The following is a 14709-nucleotide window of genomic DNA, read 5'->3' as shown; positions in this document are numbered from 1 at the left end:
CGATCAAGAAACACTATTCAAACGTCCCGCTCAAACCAGCGGAACCGTCAGGGTGGCAATCATCGGTGCGGTTTCCGGGCGCACGCTGCGCCACCACTCGAAGGCTTCGGCGGCCTGCTCGACGAGCATGCCGACGCCGTCGGCGAGTTTTTGTGCACCCGCGCCTTGGGCCAACCGCAGGAACGGTGTCAGCCCCTTGCCGTAAGCCAGTTCATAGGCCAGACATCCCGGCTTGAAGACGCCGGTATGCACCGGCGGCAACTCGCCGCGCAGGCTGGCCGAGGTGGCGTTGATGACCATGTCGAACTGAACGGACAAGTCGCCGAGTTCGGGATACGCGCAGAATGAAAAATCGGTATCGCCGGCATAGGGAGAAAATTGCTCGAACAATTCCTTGGCCTTGCTGACGGTCCGGTTGACCAGCACCAACTGGGCGGGCTTCTCCTTGAGGAACGGCAGCATCGCGCCGCGCGCGGCCCCACCGGCGCCGAGCAGCAGGACGCGCTTGCCGCGCATCGGGTAGCCGAGGTTATGCACGATGTCGCGGGTCAGGCCGATGCCGTCGAAGTTCTGCGCGTACACCTTGCCGTCGGCGAACTTCAGCGCATTGACGGCGCCGGCGAGCTGCGCCTGTTCGGTCAGGTCGGTCGCGTAGGCGAAGGCGTCGAGCTTGAACGGCGCGGTGACGTTCATGCCGCAGCCGCCGGCCGCGCGGAACGCCTCGGCCGCTTCGCGGAAGCCGCCGAGCGAGCCTTCGATGGCCGTGTACTCGATGTCCTGGCCGGTCTGCTCGGCGAACGTCATGTGAATCAGCGGCGACTTGGTGTGGCCGATGGGGTTGCCGATCACGGCGTACTTGTCAGTCATTGTCAAAGCTCCAATTATTTCGTGGCACTCTCGGTGATTTCTGCGACGGCCGCTTCGGCGTACAAAACGCCATCGCGGACCAGTGCATCGATTTCCGACGAGCTGTAGCCCAAACGGGCGGCAATGGCGCGGTTATGCTGGCCCAGCAACGGAGCCGCTGTCTTTAACGTGGTATCGCATTCGGAGAAGTGATACGGAAGGTTGGCCAACTGCACCTTCCCGAGCACCGGATGTTCCTGCTCGACCAGCATGCCGCGCGCTTTGATCTGCGGATCGGCAAGCACTTCTTCGATGTTCTGCACCTTGGCGGCGGGTACATCGATTTCCTCCAGCGCTGCCAGACACTCGGCGACGCGGCGCTGTGCCACCCACGGGCGCACGATCGCCAGAATTTTCAGACGGTGCGCGTTGCGCCCCGCTGCGGAATGGAGGCGGCGATCGGCCGCCAGGGCCTCGCCGCCCACCCGCTTGGCGAAGCGTTTCCAGGCCTCATCGACCTGCGCGGCGATGACCACGTAGCCGTCAGTTGCCGTGAACACACCGTAGAGCGTCGATGTCGGCAGGTCGTGCCCCGTCTGCACGGGGATTTCCTTGCCGCCGGACAGCGTGTAGCACTGCACCGCGTACTCGTGCATCGACACAAGGCTGTCGTACAACGCCATGTCGATATGCTGGCCGCGCCCGGATTTGACTCGCCCGAATAACGCGGCGCAGATGGCGCCGACGGCGTTCGCCCCGGTATGCACGTCGCCCAGCGCGATGCGCAGAAGCGGCGGCGCTTCGCCGGACGAGCCGATCATCGACATGATGCCGCTCTTGGCTTCCGCAATCAGTCCATATCCCGGGCGGTGCGAATCCGGCCCGGTGTGCCCGTAGGCCGAAATGGAGCAGTAGATGAGCCCGGGATTGATCTGCGACAGCTCTTCGTAGCCCAGCCCAAGCTTCTTGAGCGTTCCCGGCCGGTAGTTCTCGACGAAGATGTCGGCGGATGCCACCAGTTTCTGCATCAACGCGAGACCGCGCGGGTCTTTCATATCGATGCGGAGACCTTCCTTGCCCATGTTCTGCTGCAGGTAATAGCCGCTCTGTCCCTTGATGAAATAGGGATGCGCCCGGCCGGCTTCCCCTTCCGTCGGGCGCTCGACCTTGATTACTTCGGCGCCGAGCGCCGCCAGACACCGCGACACATAGGGGCCGGCCAGAAAGTGGCTGTAATCGATGACACGAATACCGGATAGCGGAAGAGGTTGGGTTTTCATGATGGACTTCTGATTTTGGCTTATGCCTTCGGACGGCACGGCACCATGACGCGATGCTCGCCCTTCTGCACGACTTCGCCGCGCTGGTTGATGAGTTCCACCGGCACGACGACGATGCCCCAGCCCGGGCGGCTTTTCGACTCGCGCGTGCTTGCCACCACAAACTCGATATGACACGTGTCGCCGATTTTGATCGGCAGAACGAAGCTCCATTCCCAGCCCAGCGACATGCCCGGCTGGAAGCAGTATTCGCTTTGTGTCTTCAGGCCGTCGGCCACCGACAGGCCGAATAGGCCGTGTGCGACGCGCGTGCCGAACGGTGTCTTTTTCGCGTATTCCTCGTCGACGTGCACCGGGGTGAAATCACCGGTCAGTTCGGCGTAGGCGTTGATGCGTGCTTCGGTGAAGGTGTAGGTCGGGCTGATGCCTTTGTCGCCCACCTTGATTTCGTCGAAATACAGTTCTTTCTTGGTCATTGCGGTCTCACTTGAAATCGTTACGGTTTCGGTTGTGGCTGGACGGCAAGCGCTTCCGCTACCGCGTTGCCATGTGCTTGGTTAATCTCGAGCATCAGGCCCTCCGGCAATTGAAGCCAGTTGCGCCCCATCGGCCCTTCCTTGATGCCCCAGCCTTGCGCCTCGCGCAGTACGGCTTCGAGGTCCTCGACCATGAGGCCGATGTGATCGAGCAGCCCGTCCGGGCGCTGAAAATCCTGATCGAGGTTGAATTGCATGCCGCCGATCGTCCAGGCTCTGATCGGTGCTTCTTCCGATCCATGCACTTCCTTCACCGTCATGCCGAGCACGTCGCGAAAGAAGCGGATGTGCCAGTCGATATCCCTGACGCGGATCGCGACATGTTCGACGTACGCTTTTTTCGTGTAGGCCATTTTTGCTTCCTCTTCTTCCTCTAGCCCGGTCAGGCCAATCTGGTTGTCACGGGTCTAAAAACAGCTCCGGCATGCGGCGCTAGGAGGTCGCCGCATAGAGTCACCGGAGCCCAAACTATCGGGCTGACTCAGCCGAACGCATTATGCTTACTTGCGGACCTTCTCGATCTCGGCGAGGAATTCCTTGGTAAAGTCGGCGCCGATCGTGGTGCTGTACTTGTCGATCACCGGCTTGACCTTGGCGCGCAGCTTGGCCACTTCGGCCGGCGTCAGTTCGCTCACTTCCATCGTCTTCTTCAGGTTGGCCAGCGCCTTGTCTTGCGAGTCACGCGAGAACTGGCGTTGCCAGACGGCGGCTTCCTTGGCCGCTTCCATGACGACCTTCTGCTCGTCGGCGTTGAGCTTGTCCCACGACTTCTTGCTCATGAAGAAGGCTTGCGGGTTGTACATGTGGTTGGTCACCGTCAGGTACTTTTGTACTTCGTAGAACTTGTTGATCTCGATTACGGAGAACGGGTTCTCCTGGCCGTCGATCATCTTTTGTTCCATGCCGGTGTAGACCTCGGTGATCGGCATCGGGACGGCGTTGGCGCCGAGCGCGGTCCAGGTGTCGATGTAGGTCGGCGACTGGACGACGCGCAGCTTCAAACCGGGGATGTCGTCTGCCGTCTTGACCGGCTTCTTGCTGTTGGTCAGCTGGCGGAAGCCAAGGTCGAAGTAGGCGAGGTTGATCATGCCCTTGGCCGGCATCAGCGCGGCCATCTTCTGGCCGACCGGGCCGTCGAGTACGGCGTCGGCTTCCTTGCCGTTGGCGAAGAGGAAGGGCAGGTCGACGATCGCGAATTCCTTGATCTGGCCCTGCAGGATGCCGGCGTTCATCGAGGTCAGGTCGATGGTGCCGCCCTGCACGGCGGAGAGGACCTGCACGTCGCCGCCGAGCACGCCGCCCGGGAATTGCTTGACGGTCATCTTGCCGCCGCTCTTCTTGGCGAGCAGTTCGCCGAATTTTTCACCGCCGGCCGGGATCGGGTGGCCTTTCGGGTTCGTCGTCGAGAAACGGAAGGAATGCTCGCGAATCTCCGCTTGCGCCCCGCCGACCATCATCATGCAGCACGCTGCGGCAACTGCCAGACCGATTTTCTTCTTCAGATGCATTTGAACCTCCTGTTGAAAAAAGACTTGAAGCATTGCGCGGAATCTCCGCATTCGATGACCGGGAAAGCCCTGTCCTGACGAATCTCGTTACTCTTGTTACGCGTGTGCGCCCCCGCGCCGTTTCGGCGTGTTGTGTTATTGGTTGCCGAAACTGACGATCCAGTTTTCGATGCCCTTGATGCAGGCGACGAGCGTCCTGTTGACCGGCGTCGGGATACCGGAACGCTCGCCCCAGCGGACGACGGCGCCGTTGATGAAATCGATCTCGGTCATCTGCCCCTTTTCCAGGCTTTGCAGCATGGAAGTCTTGAAGTCGGCGGGCAGCCCTTCGGCCGCCAGATCCCAGTAGTACTTGGGTTCTTCCGATGTCAGCCTGATGTGGTTGGCCTTGGCCACGGCGATGGCTTCGGCCACCGCCGCCACGCCGGCTTCCTCGATTTCGGGAATCTTGTACAGCCAGCCATAGGGCAGCCGCGTGATGCCGCACAGCGCGCCGGCGGCGACGTTGACCATCAGCTTGTCCCACATGGTGCCCATGATGTTGGTGCTGGCCGTGGTCAATAGATCGGCCTTGTTGAACTCGCCGACGACGGCCTGCAGGCGCGGCGTCAGCCGGCCATCGAGTTCGCCGATGTAGGTGTGCTTGCCCTTGTAGCCGGAGATGATGCGGCCCGGTTCGAGGAAAACGCCGCCGACGTAGGTCTTGCCGGCCAGTACGTGTTCGCGGCCGACGACCTCGGCGAGGATTTCCTCATGCCCCAGCCCGTTCTGGATCGACATGACCAGCGTGTCCGGGCCGACCAGATTGCGTGCCGATTCGATGGCCGCCCGCGTGGCAAACGATTTGACGAGGATGACCACGAGGTCGACCGGCTCAAGCCCGGCCGGGCTGGTGTAGGCTTTGACCTTGACGGTTTTCTCTTCGTCGCCGATGCGCATCTTCAGGCCTGCGCCGTTGATGGCATCGACGTGCGGCTGATTGCGGTCAATCAGGATCACATCCGAACCGCCCATGGCCAGCACGCCGCCGATCGAGCAACCCAAGGCGCCTGCGCCCAATATGCAAATTTTCACTTCGAGCTCCTTGCCACGTTTTTGAATGTCGTTGAACGTTGCAGTCACTCTAGTCGTCAGATTCGGTCTCTGCTATGCAATGGATACAATCAATAAAATTGCTTTTTACAATTGACGTGGGAGAGTGGCAGGGGCGGGTGTCCAACTAGGTTGCTGTACGAATTCTTGCTGAAACGGGGGGCGAACGACAACATTGCCCTGATACTGGCGGGATGGACTTCTACTTTGCTGGCCGCAACCGCTTGCAGCATTGAACTGGCGGTCAGCGACACAATTGCGGCGGGCAAAGTAGTGCCCGCCATGCTCAGCGTCCACGCCTTGATCGGGGTCGGTGAAGCACTCGTTACGCTGATTCTGGTTCGCACCCTCGATAGCAAGAATGCTACGACAAACCAATGCAAACACGCCGCGCCATTCCTGGGCGCATTGCTGACCGCTACGCTGTTGAGCCCATTTGCCTGCACCTATCCAGACGGTCTGGAATGGGTGGCCGGGCAATATGGCTTCTTGAAAGAAGGAGCCCCGTTGTTCATTGCGCCGCTGCCTGACTACACGCTTCCTGCTTTGGGAGAAGGGGCTATTTCCACTGCACTTTCCGGTTTGGCTGGCGTAATACTGGTCGGCGTATTCGGAGCGATTCTGGTCAGACTGCTGCAACAATCCGCGCCACAACGACTCGCTATTGTTCCGGCCCGATGAAGTAGAAAGTTGCGGTCATACCGGCGAAGGCCGGTATCCCGTGTCGGAGAGCCATCGCCGACTGGACCCCGGCGTTCGCCGGGGTGACGAATTCAAACATCAACGGGCCGGATCAATAAGCAATGTTGCATTTGTTGCTGGCTGGCGTCCTGACCAATGCATACGGCCCGGAGGTCAGTTGCTCGCGCAGGAACTCCACGTCGCCCCGGAGCTTCAACACTTATGCCGACTAAACCGACGCCGCTTTGGTTGATTACTTCAAAGCCGCTTGGATAAGCGAGGAAAGTGGTGTTGTCGCTCGACCAATCAAAGCGCTGAGTTGGCGTTTGTCATCAAACAGCCCCCCTTTGGAGGCACCAACATCCGAGCCCGCCAGAACCCCGGCGAGCGGCTCTGGCAATCCAGCGCCAACCAATGCGGCCTTGAACTCGGCTTCCGGCAGATTGACATATGGAATCTGTTTGCCTGACTGACGGCTCAATTCAGCAGCAAATTCTGCCAGCGTATAGGACTCCTCGCCGGCGAGTTCATATACCTTGCCAGTTTGTCCGGCACTGGTAAGCACAACGGCGGCGGCCTCCGCATAATCAGCACGTGCGGCAGAGGCGATGCGGCCTTCGCCTGCGCTGCCAATGAATGCTCCATGTTGCAGAGCGGGCTGGATGCTCGCCAGATAATTCTCCGTATACCAACCGTTGCGCAGCAACACGAACGGGACACCCGACAGCCTGAGATAGGCTTCGGTTTCTTTGTGTTCCCCGGCCAAGAACAGAGGCGACGTGTCGACGTGCAGCAAGCTCGTATAGGCCAGCAGAGCGACGCCCGCCTTCTTGGCGGCATCGATGACATTCTTGTGTTGAGCAAGACGTTGCCCGACTTCACTCGATGAAATCAGCAATACCTTTTCAGCGCCCTGAAACGCCGTTTCGAGAGATGCCGGGTTTGAATAATCCGCTTTTCGGATTTGCACCCCCAAAGCCGCGAGATCGGAAACGCGCTCGGGATTACGTACAGTGGCGGCGATTTGCGATGCAGGAACCTTGGCCAGCAAAGACTTGATAACGAGACGGCCGAGTTGGCCGGAAGCTCCGGTAATAACAATCATGGTAAATGCTCCTGTGTGATGTATTGAAGGAGCGCCTACATTATCGCTTATACTTACTTCTCGTAAGTACGCACTTAAAGGTTAGTGTATGCAATCAAAGTCAACCGACAAATCCGCAGACATGCCTGTCACGCTTACAGAGCAGTTTTTACGTGGGAATCTGTTTGCCGAGGCCTGTCCGTCGCGTGAAGTTCTGAAGCACGTGACCAGTCGCTGGGGGGTATTAGTCCTCGTAGCGCTGCTGACCGGGACACATCGTTTCAGTGATCTACGGCGCAAGATTGGCGGTGTCAGCGAAAAGATGCTCGCGCAGACGCTGCAATGGCTTGAAACGGATGGTTTTGTGCTGCGCGTGTCTTATCCGGTCATCCCGCCTCGTGTGGAATACTCGTTAACTCCACTCGGGAATGAAGTGGGACTTCTAGTTCGTGATCTCGCAGATTGGATTGAAGTTAAGTTGCCGGCAATCCTGCAGGCAAGAACGGAGAAGAGCGATGCGTTACAGACGGTACCCGGTGTGGTAACGCATCGACTTCGTTAGTAGGGAAACAATAGATCGATATCCCGAAGCGACAGTAACGACTGCTTTTGATCCCGCTCCGAACGTTATTGATCCGGCCCGTTGATGTTTGAATTCGTCACCCCGGCGAACGCCGGGGTACAGTCGGCGATGGCTCTCCGACACGGGATACCGGCCTTCGCCGGTATGACGACAACTTTCTACTTCATCGGTCCGGAACAATAAGAACGCGCGGTGCGATCCAAGCGGTGTTTGCAGATCGAAGGTGTGGCCTTCAGCCAATTGTTCTTTTTCAAACGTGAATTCACTATTCACGCCCTGCGTGTCGCGTGGCTTGCGTGACAATTGAATAATGAGCGCTTCCCACAGGAGGCGCGTATGCAAAAAAACAGGAATAAAACGCTGGTCGTGGCCGCTGGCGCATTGCTCTGTACGTTTGTCGGAGGATGCGCTGGGCGACCGCCCGCCGGCGCCGGCGCCGAACCGGCCGTGCCGCAACTCACGGTGGCGTCTGGTGCGGTGCGTGAGAAATGTGCCGAATTGCTAGATTTCTCGCACACCAGCCTGCGTATGCTTTCCGCCGAGACGATCCCGCACGGCAAGCAGGTCAGCATCGACGGCGTGGCCTACCAATTGCCCGAGCACTGCTACGTGCGCGGGCGCATGAACGAGCGCACGAGTCCTGTCGACGGGCAAGGCTATGCCATCCGTTTCGAGATGAGCTTGCCGAAGGACTGGAACGGCCGCCTGTTTTTCCAGCCTAACGGTGGCGTGGAGGGCTCGTTGGCCGTACCGATGGTTCAGGCCTACGGACGAACGCTGGGCGGCAGTCCCGTCGATACGGCGTTGCAGCGCGGCTTTGCCGTGGTCACGACTGATTCCGGGCATGACGGTAGTGCCAATACTTCCGTCGCTCCCGCCATCCGGCAGCAAGTGTTCGGGATCGATCCGCAGGCGCGCACGGAAAACGCCCACGGCTACGTAGCTGTCGTGACGCCGATGGCCAAAAAGTTGATCGCAGCGGCCTACGGAAAAGCGCCAGATCGCTCGTACATGGTCGGCACCTCAAACGGCGGGCGTGTCGGCATGGTTACGGCGGCGCGCTATCCGGCGTTGTTCGACGGTATCGTTTCCGGTCCGCCGGCGTTCAACCTGCCGAAAGCGGTGCTGGCCGCGATCTGGAATGCGCAGGCGATGGCAGCCATTGCGCCGCTCGTTGATGGCAAGGCCGATATCTCGCGCAGTTTTTCCCAAGCGGACATGGACCTCGTCGCCAACAGGGTTCTGGAGCGCTGCGATGCTCTCGATGGACTCGACGATGGTCTGGTGTTCGACATCCAAGCGTGTCGTCAGGCTTTTTCGTTGAAGGACGATGTGCCGACCTGCTCGTCGGCGCTGGAAACCAATTGCCTGACGGCGGCGAAGAAAAACACGCTCGACAAAATGATGCAGGGGCCGAAAGACCGGCACGGGAACGCGCTTTACGCCGAATGGCCATTCGACCCCGGCATGCGAGCGCTTGGCTGGCGGCAATGGCAGATGGGCGATTTTGCGAATGCCCAGGGCCCGGCATCCGCCAGCAATCCGACCAGCCGGATCATGACGCTGACCGGCCCGGGGATGGCGTTCATGTTTTCGAATCCGCCGCAATCTCCGGATGTTCTTACCGGTCAGGGGACAACGATCTTCGACTACGTCATGGGTTTTCGCATGAATGGCGAAGGCGCCGATGCGCTGAAAATCTTTGCCACGGGCAACGGCTACGCGGAGGCGCCCTATGACGAATACACGCCGCCGCACCCAGACGATCTGGCGGCATTTCGTCAGCGCGGCGCAAAGATGATTGTTTATCACGGCACCGCCGATCCGGTTTTCTCGGTCAATGACACGATCCGCTGGTACGAGGCGCTGGCAAAAAATCACCGTAATCGGGCGGAATTCGTCCGGCTGTTCGTTGTTCCCGGCATGCTGCATTCCTATGGTGGGCCGGCGGCTGACAAGTTCGACATGGTGACCGCCATCGTCGATTGGGTTGAGAAAGGCATCGCCCCGCAACGCATCGTGGCTTCTACTCGACCGGTCAGAGAAAACAGCGAAACCAATCCTACGTGGCCCGAAGGTAGGACGCGCCCACTCTGTCCGTATCCGCAGATTGCGCGCTACCTCGGCGAAGGCTCTATCGAGACGGAAACCAGTTTCGTCTGCTTATGATCGGGCTCGGTCTGAAATCAGCTCTGTTCGACCTTGGGCTTGACCAGCGCGTACGGCCCCGAGGTCAGTTGCTCGCGCAGGAACTCCACGCAAACGCGGAGTTTCAGCGAATCGGAAAGGCGAGTCCGGCACACCGCCCACACGTCGGCGGGCTGGAAGTAGTCGGGAAGGATGTGCACCAATTCCCCGTTCGCCAGGCTGTCGGCGACGTCGCGATCCGAGACGAGAAAAATGCCCTGTCCGGCGTGTGCCCAGACGCGGGCGACATCACCGTTGTTCGTCGACATCGAGCCGGTGGCCTTCACGGTTTCGAGGCCGTTCGGCCCATCGAGCCGCCAGACGCCGAATGCCTGATCGCGCTCCCGGAGGACCAGACAGGCGTGTTGTGACAGCTCGTTGAGCGATTTCGGGACCCCGCGCTTTTCGAGATAGGAAGGCGCGGCGCACAGGATGCGCCGGGACTCGACGATGCGGTGCGCGAACAAATGCGGTTCGGTCACAGTGCCGATGCGAATATCGATATCGATGCCGTCGCGGATCAGGTCGACCGGGCGGTCGATCGCCTCCAGCCAGATTTCCAGTCCCGGGTGACGCTGCTCCAGTTCTGACAGCAGCGGCGCCAGATGCAATCGCCCGATACGGAAGTTTGAGGTGATGCGCACCATCCCCTTCGGTTCGACGTCGCGCCCGCCCACCATCTCGGTCAGGCCGTTGGCCGCTTCGAGGATCTGCTGCGCCCACTGGAAAACAGACTCGCCATCCTCGGTAATCGCCACTTGCCGGGTCGTCCGGTGAAAGAGTTTGACGCCGAGCGTTTTTTCCAGGATGGCGATGCGTTTACTGACGAAGGCCGACGATTTTCCGAGCTCGGTCGCCGTCGCCACAAAGCTCGAGCGACGCGCCGCGACGCAGAACAGACTGAGATCCGAAAGTGCAGGTAGGTTATCCACGATGTGTTGATAGTGAATCAATAAAAGTGCTAATTATGTTTCATTCGCGCCACTATACCATGGCCTCAATTTTCGAGGAGGCAACATGGAAACGAGACTGAAACGCAAAGGCACCCGTGTTAACCAGATGTCGGCCGATGAGGCCATCAACCTGATCCCGTCGGGAGCCACGGTGGCCATCTGCGGCGCCGGCGGTGGCGTGGTCGAGCCGACCGCGCTGATCAACGCGTTGGCCGACCGGTTCAAGGCTACGCAGCAACCGCGCGACCTGACCTTCTATCATTCGACGGGCATGGGCGATCGCGCCGAGCGCGGCATGTCGGTGCTGGCCCAGCCCGGGCTCGTCAAGGGTGCCGTCGGCGGCCACTGGGCGCAATCGCCGCGTCTCGCCGACATGGCACAGAACAACGAAATCGAAGCCTACAACCTGCCACAAGGCGTCATGAGCCAGCTCGTGCGCGCCGCCGCCGCTGGCCAGCCCGGCATCCTGACGCACGTCGGCCTCGGCACCTTCATCGATCCGCGCCAGACCGGCGGCAAGCTGAACGAGCGCACCAAGGATGACCTCGTCACGCTGATGAACATCGATGGCAAGGAATGCCTGTTCTACAAGACCGTACCGATCGATGTCGCCTTCATTCGCGGCACCACCGCTGACGCCGACGGCTACATCAGCATGGAAGACGAAATCTGCTACCTCGACACGCTGGCGCTGGCGCAAGCCGCGCACAACAACGGCGGCCTCGTCATCTGTCAGGTCGAGAAGGTCGTCAAGGCGCGGACGCTGCACCCGCGCACCGTCCGCATCCCCGGCTACCTCGTGGATGCGCTGGTCGTCGTCCCGGAACAGACCCAGCTCTACACCGGCACCAGCCGCTTCTTCTCCGGCGACTTCACCATGGAAGAAGGCGACGTTGTGCCGCTGCCGTTGACCGAGCGCAAGCTGGTCGCCCGTCGCGCCCTGATGGAAATCGGCCCGGGCAACGTTGGCAACGTCGGCGTCGGTATCGCTGACGGCATCGGCGTCATCGCCCGCGAAGAAGGTGTCAATGAGGACTTCACGCTCACCGTCGAAACCGGCCCGGTCGGCGGCGTCGGCGCGCAAGGCATTTTCTTCGGCGCCACCGCCAACATGCAGGCGCTGATGGAGATGCCGTCGCAGTTCGACTTCTACGACGGCGGTGGTCTCAACGCCAGCTTCCTGAGTTTTGCCGAGTTCGACCAGCAGGGCAACGTCAACGTGCACCGCTTCAACGGCAAGATCGTCGGCACCGGCGGCTTCATCAACATCTCGCAGAACAGCAAGAAAGTCGTCTTCTGCGGCACGCTGACCGCCGGCGGCCTCAAGGTCTCGTTCGCCGACGGCAAGCTGAAGATCGACAACGAAGGCAAGTTCCGCAAGCTGATCGCGAATGTGCCGGAAGTGACCTTCAACGGCGCCGACGCCGTGCGGCGCGGCCAGGAGGTCGTCTTCGTCACCGAGCGCGCCGTGTTCCGTCTGACCAACGAAGGCGTCGAACTGACCGAAGTCGCGCTGGGCGTCGATATCGAACGCGACATCCTCGCGCACATGGACTTCCAGCCGAAGATGGCGGCCAATCTCAAGACCATGGATGAGCGCATGTTCCGTCCGGAAATCATGGGCATCAAGGACGAGTGGCGCAACCGTGGTTGACTCGCGGTTGATGCCGCGCAACGCCTGTCTTGTCGTTAAAAAAACGGAGGAATTACCTATCTCGTAGCAACAGGATCCGCCCGCGCCGGTCGGGCGGATCCAGCTCTCACAACTAGAACCGGCAATACACTCATGTCTTAAGGAGAAGGATGATGGTCAAACGGATTTCGCCATTGCTTGCTGCATTGATTGTTCCGGGCGTCATGTATTTCTCGGCGATCGGCAACGCTTCCGCACAGGTCAATACCCACCTGTTCAGAATCTCTGCGGCCAACAGTGAAACCCACCCGCAAAACCAGGGGGGATTCAAATTTGCCGAACTGCTCGAAAAGAAGAGCGGCGGCAAGATGAAGGCCAAGATGTTCTCGAACGGCGCGCTCGGTAACGATGGTCAGAGCATGGCGGCCTTGCAGGGTGGATCGCTGGACATGATGATCGGCACGCTCAACAACTTTGGCGGTACCGTCAAGGAAACGCTGGCGCTTGAATTCCCGTTCCTGTTCAAGTCGGCGGACGAAGCTGACTTCATCATGGACGGCCCGATCGGCAAGAAGATCAAGGACAAGATGGCCGAGAAGGGCATCGTCGACCTCGCCTTCTTCGAACTCGGATTCCGCCACTTCCATACGCGCAAGGGTGCGCCGATCAAGACAGCCGACGACTTCAATGGCAAGAAGCTGCGCGTGCAAACGACGGCGGTGTATATCGATCTCGTCAACGGACTGGGCGCCAATGCCGTTCCGATGGGCTTCAACGAAACCTATACCGCGCTTGAGCAAGGCACGATCGACGGCATGTCGAACCCGCTGATCAACATGGTGGATGGCAAGTTCTACGAAGTCAGCCCGAACCTGGCGATTACCAATCACGTTTATCAGCCGTCCTTCCTCGGCATGAGCAAGCGGCTCTACGACAAGCTGACCGCCGATGAAAGGAAGATCATCGAGGAAGCGGCCACCGAAGCCGGGGTTTATCAACGCAAGCTGTCGCGCGACGTGGCTGCCAAGTCACTCGACCAGTTGAAGGCCAAGGGCGTGACCGTCACCGTTCTGCCGCCCGCCGAACTGGACAAGATGCGTGACCGTCTGAAGCCCGTCATCGAGAAGCACACCCAGCAGATCGGTCCGGAGTTTGTCGGCGAAATGATGTCCGAACTGCAGAAATATCGCAGCGCGCACAAGTAAGCTCGGGCGCCAATCGCAGGAAAAACCGGCTCCGGCCGGTTTTCGCTTTATCGGGACGGGTTTCAGGAAAGCTGCGGCATCGTTATCATGCTTTGAGCACCCCGCGTAATCACAGAGACCTGTTGTCCGCCGATCCGAATGGTAAAAAAAAGTACGCCTCCGCTGCCGTTGCTCGATGCCAACCTCCTGCTCCTGTTCGAGTTGCTTTACGACACGCGCAGCGTGACGCGCGCCGCCGAACACCTCGGACTGGCGCAGCCGACGGTGAGCATCTGGCTTGCCAAGCTCCGGCAGCAGCTCAACGATCCGCTGTTTGTCCGCACGCCGTCCGGCATGCTGCCGACGCCGGAGGCCGATGCGCTCATCGGGACGGTGCGGCAGGCCATCGATTCGCTGCGTTTTCTCGCCCAGCGCGAATCCCGCTTCGATCCGGCGACTAGCGAACGGCGCTTCCGTATCTGCATGACTGACGCGAGCCACATCACCTTGCTGCCGCAACTTTTGGCGCACATGCAGTCGGTGGCCCCGAATGTCCGTCTCGGCGCCGAACGGATCGACGACCGGATCGCCCAGCGTCTGGAATCAGGCGAGGCCGATCTGGCGGTGGGCTTGATTCCGGAGCTGGGGGCTGGCTTTTACCAGCAGAGCCTGTTCAACCAGGACTGGGTGTGTCTGGTGAATCCGAACCATCCGCGCATTACCGATGCGCTTGGCGAGGCGGCGTATCAGCAGGAGAAACACGTCACGATTGTTTCCGGCACGGGCCATCACCTGCTCGATGCCAGCCTGGAGCGGCATCATCTCGACCGGCGTGTCGCGCTGGAACTGCCAGGCTTTCTCGGCCTGACCGCGATTATTTCCACGACCGACCTTCTCGTGACGTTGCCGCGGCAGATTGGCGAGACGCTAGCCAAGCTCGGCGGGCTGCGCGTCTTTTCCTGCCCGATTCCCATCCCGGGGTTTACGGTCAAGCAGCATTGGCACTCGCGCTATCACAACGATCCGGGAAATCGCTGGCTCCGCGGGCTATGCGCCTCCTTGTTCATGCGTGACAGAAGCGAGAGCGTTTGATAGCGGTCGTGAAGGTTCTGCTGGATTTAGAATCTAACCTTTGCGCGGTG

14 protein-coding genes are annotated in these 14709 nt (G+C 60.1%); 6 read left to right on the top strand and 8 right to left on the bottom strand.

The features are described 5' to 3' along the window. Positions 1-30 precede the first annotated feature (30 nt). The 6 genes from aroE to GH659_RS01110 form a co-directional block, all read right to left on the bottom strand. The gene (gene aroE / locus GH659_RS01135) at positions 31-867 is read right to left on the bottom strand and encodes a shikimate dehydrogenase (protein ID WP_153108872.1); all 837 of its coding nucleotides are present in this window, start codon (positions 865-867) and stop codon (positions 31-33) included. 14 nt (positions 868-881) lie between these two features. Continuing rightward, complete coding sequence (locus GH659_RS01130) at positions 882-2126, bottom strand: CaiB/BaiF CoA transferase family protein (RefSeq protein WP_153108871.1); 1245 nt, start codon at positions 2124-2126, stop codon at positions 882-884. Positions 2127-2146: 20 nt separating this feature from the next. Further along, positions 2147-2602, bottom strand: coding sequence for a MaoC family dehydratase (locus GH659_RS01125; RefSeq protein WP_153108870.1), 456 nt, complete (start codon positions 2600-2602; stop codon positions 2147-2149). A gap of 20 nt (positions 2603-2622) precedes the next feature. Further along, positions 2623-3015 carry a VOC family protein gene (locus tag GH659_RS01120; protein WP_153108869.1) on the bottom strand — a complete coding sequence of 131 codons (393 nt, stop codon included), beginning with the start codon at positions 3013-3015 and terminating at the stop codon, positions 2623-2625. A gap of 147 nt (positions 3016-3162) precedes the next feature. Further along, a complete protein-coding gene (locus tag GH659_RS01115; protein WP_153108868.1) occupies positions 3163-4170 on the bottom strand; it encodes a TRAP transporter substrate-binding protein in 1008 nt (335 codons plus the stop codon). A gap of 135 nt (positions 4171-4305) precedes the next feature. Beyond that, positions 4306-5244 (bottom strand): ketopantoate reductase family protein, encoded by a 939-nt coding sequence (locus GH659_RS01110; RefSeq protein ID WP_153108867.1) that lies wholly within the window; start codon positions 5242-5244, stop codon positions 4306-4308. A gap of 150 nt (positions 5245-5394) precedes the next feature. Between GH659_RS01110 and GH659_RS01105 the strand changes: the two genes are divergently transcribed. Next, positions 5395-5943 carry a PDGLE domain-containing protein gene (locus GH659_RS01105; protein ID WP_211364059.1) on the top strand — a complete coding sequence of 183 codons (549 nt, stop codon included), beginning with the start codon at positions 5395-5397 and terminating at the stop codon, positions 5941-5943. A 253-nt stretch (positions 5944-6196) separates the two neighbouring features. On the opposite strand, the gene GH659_RS01100 is transcribed toward GH659_RS01105, so the two are convergent. After that, a complete protein-coding gene (locus GH659_RS01100) occupies positions 6197-7048 on the bottom strand; it encodes an SDR family oxidoreductase (protein WP_153108865.1) in 852 nt (283 codons plus the stop codon). Between the two features lie 88 nt (positions 7049-7136). On the opposite strand from GH659_RS01100, the gene GH659_RS01095 reads away from it, so the two are divergent. Together GH659_RS01095 and GH659_RS01090 are read left to right on the top strand one after the other, a co-directional pair. Next, positions 7137-7589 carry a winged helix-turn-helix transcriptional regulator gene (locus tag GH659_RS01095; protein WP_281349690.1) on the top strand — a complete coding sequence of 151 codons (453 nt, stop codon included), beginning with the start codon at positions 7137-7139 and terminating at the stop codon, positions 7587-7589. Positions 7590-7946: 357 nt separating this feature from the next. Further along, entirely contained in the window at positions 7947-9779 is a 1833-nt protein-coding gene (locus GH659_RS01090) for a tannase/feruloyl esterase family alpha/beta hydrolase (RefSeq protein WP_153108864.1), read from the top strand. Between the two features lie 17 nt (positions 9780-9796). Here GH659_RS01090 and GH659_RS01085 read toward each other — a convergent pair whose 3' ends face one another. After that, positions 9797-10729, bottom strand: a complete 933-nt coding sequence (locus tag GH659_RS01085) for a LysR substrate-binding domain-containing protein (RefSeq protein ID WP_211364058.1) — start codon at positions 10727-10729, stop codon at positions 9797-9799. 85 nt (positions 10730-10814) lie between these two features. Between GH659_RS01085 and GH659_RS01080 the strand changes: the two genes are divergently transcribed. The 3 genes from GH659_RS01080 to GH659_RS01070 all read left to right on the top strand — a co-directional run bounded on the left by GH659_RS01080 (position 10815) and on the right by GH659_RS01070 (position 14659). Beyond that, on the top strand, positions 10815-12404 hold the full coding sequence (locus GH659_RS01080; protein WP_153108863.1) for an acyl CoA:acetate/3-ketoacid CoA transferase: 1590 nt from the start codon (positions 10815-10817) through the stop codon (positions 12402-12404). Between the two features lie 149 nt (positions 12405-12553). After that, positions 12554-13588 (top strand): DctP family TRAP transporter solute-binding subunit, encoded by a 1035-nt coding sequence (locus tag GH659_RS01075; RefSeq protein WP_153108862.1) that lies wholly within the window; start codon positions 12554-12556, stop codon positions 13586-13588. Between the two features lie 138 nt (positions 13589-13726). Next, entirely contained in the window at positions 13727-14659 is a 933-nt protein-coding gene (locus GH659_RS01070; protein WP_153108861.1) for a LysR family transcriptional regulator, read from the top strand. Positions 14660-14709: the final 50 nt, after the last annotated feature.

Origin of the sequence: Propionivibrio limicola (assembly GCF_009469695.1) — a bacterium.
In the GTDB taxonomy this organism is placed as follows: domain Bacteria; phylum Pseudomonadota; class Gammaproteobacteria; order Burkholderiales; family Rhodocyclaceae; genus Propionivibrio; species Propionivibrio limicola.
The sequence above is the reverse complement of the archived record's forward strand: the minus strand, read 5'-3'. Positions and strand labels throughout refer to the sequence as shown.

Coding starts and splice junctions, on each gene's coding strand:
- aroE (WP_153108872.1), bottom strand. CDS start 867: ATGACTGACAAGTACGCCGTGATCGGCAACCCCATCGGCCACACCAAG.
- GH659_RS01130 (WP_153108871.1), bottom strand. CDS start 2,126: ATGAAAACCCAACCTCTTCCGCTATCCGGTATTCGTGTCATCGATTAC.
- GH659_RS01125 (WP_153108870.1), bottom strand. CDS start 2,602: ATGACCAAGAAAGAACTGTATTTCGACGAAATCAAGGTGGGCGACAAA.
- GH659_RS01120 (WP_153108869.1), bottom strand. CDS start 3,015: ATGGCCTACACGAAAAAAGCGTACGTCGAACATGTCGCGATCCGCGTC.
- GH659_RS01115 (WP_153108868.1), bottom strand. CDS start 4,170: ATGCATCTGAAGAAGAAAATCGGTCTGGCAGTTGCCGCAGCGTGCTGC.
- GH659_RS01100 (WP_153108865.1), bottom strand. CDS start 7,048: ATGATTGTTATTACCGGAGCTTCCGGCCAACTCGGCCGTCTCGTTATC.
- GH659_RS01095 (WP_281349690.1), top strand. CDS start 7,137: ATGCAATCAAAGTCAACCGACAAATCCGCAGACATGCCTGTCACGCTT.
- GH659_RS01090 (WP_153108864.1), top strand. CDS start 7,947: ATGCAAAAAAACAGGAATAAAACGCTGGTCGTGGCCGCTGGCGCATTG.
- GH659_RS01080 (WP_153108863.1), top strand. CDS start 10,815: ATGGAAACGAGACTGAAACGCAAAGGCACCCGTGTTAACCAGATGTCG.
- GH659_RS01075 (WP_153108862.1), top strand. CDS start 12,554: ATGATGGTCAAACGGATTTCGCCATTGCTTGCTGCATTGATTGTTCCG.
- GH659_RS01070 (WP_153108861.1), top strand. CDS start 13,727: ATGGTAAAAAAAAGTACGCCTCCGCTGCCGTTGCTCGATGCCAACCTC.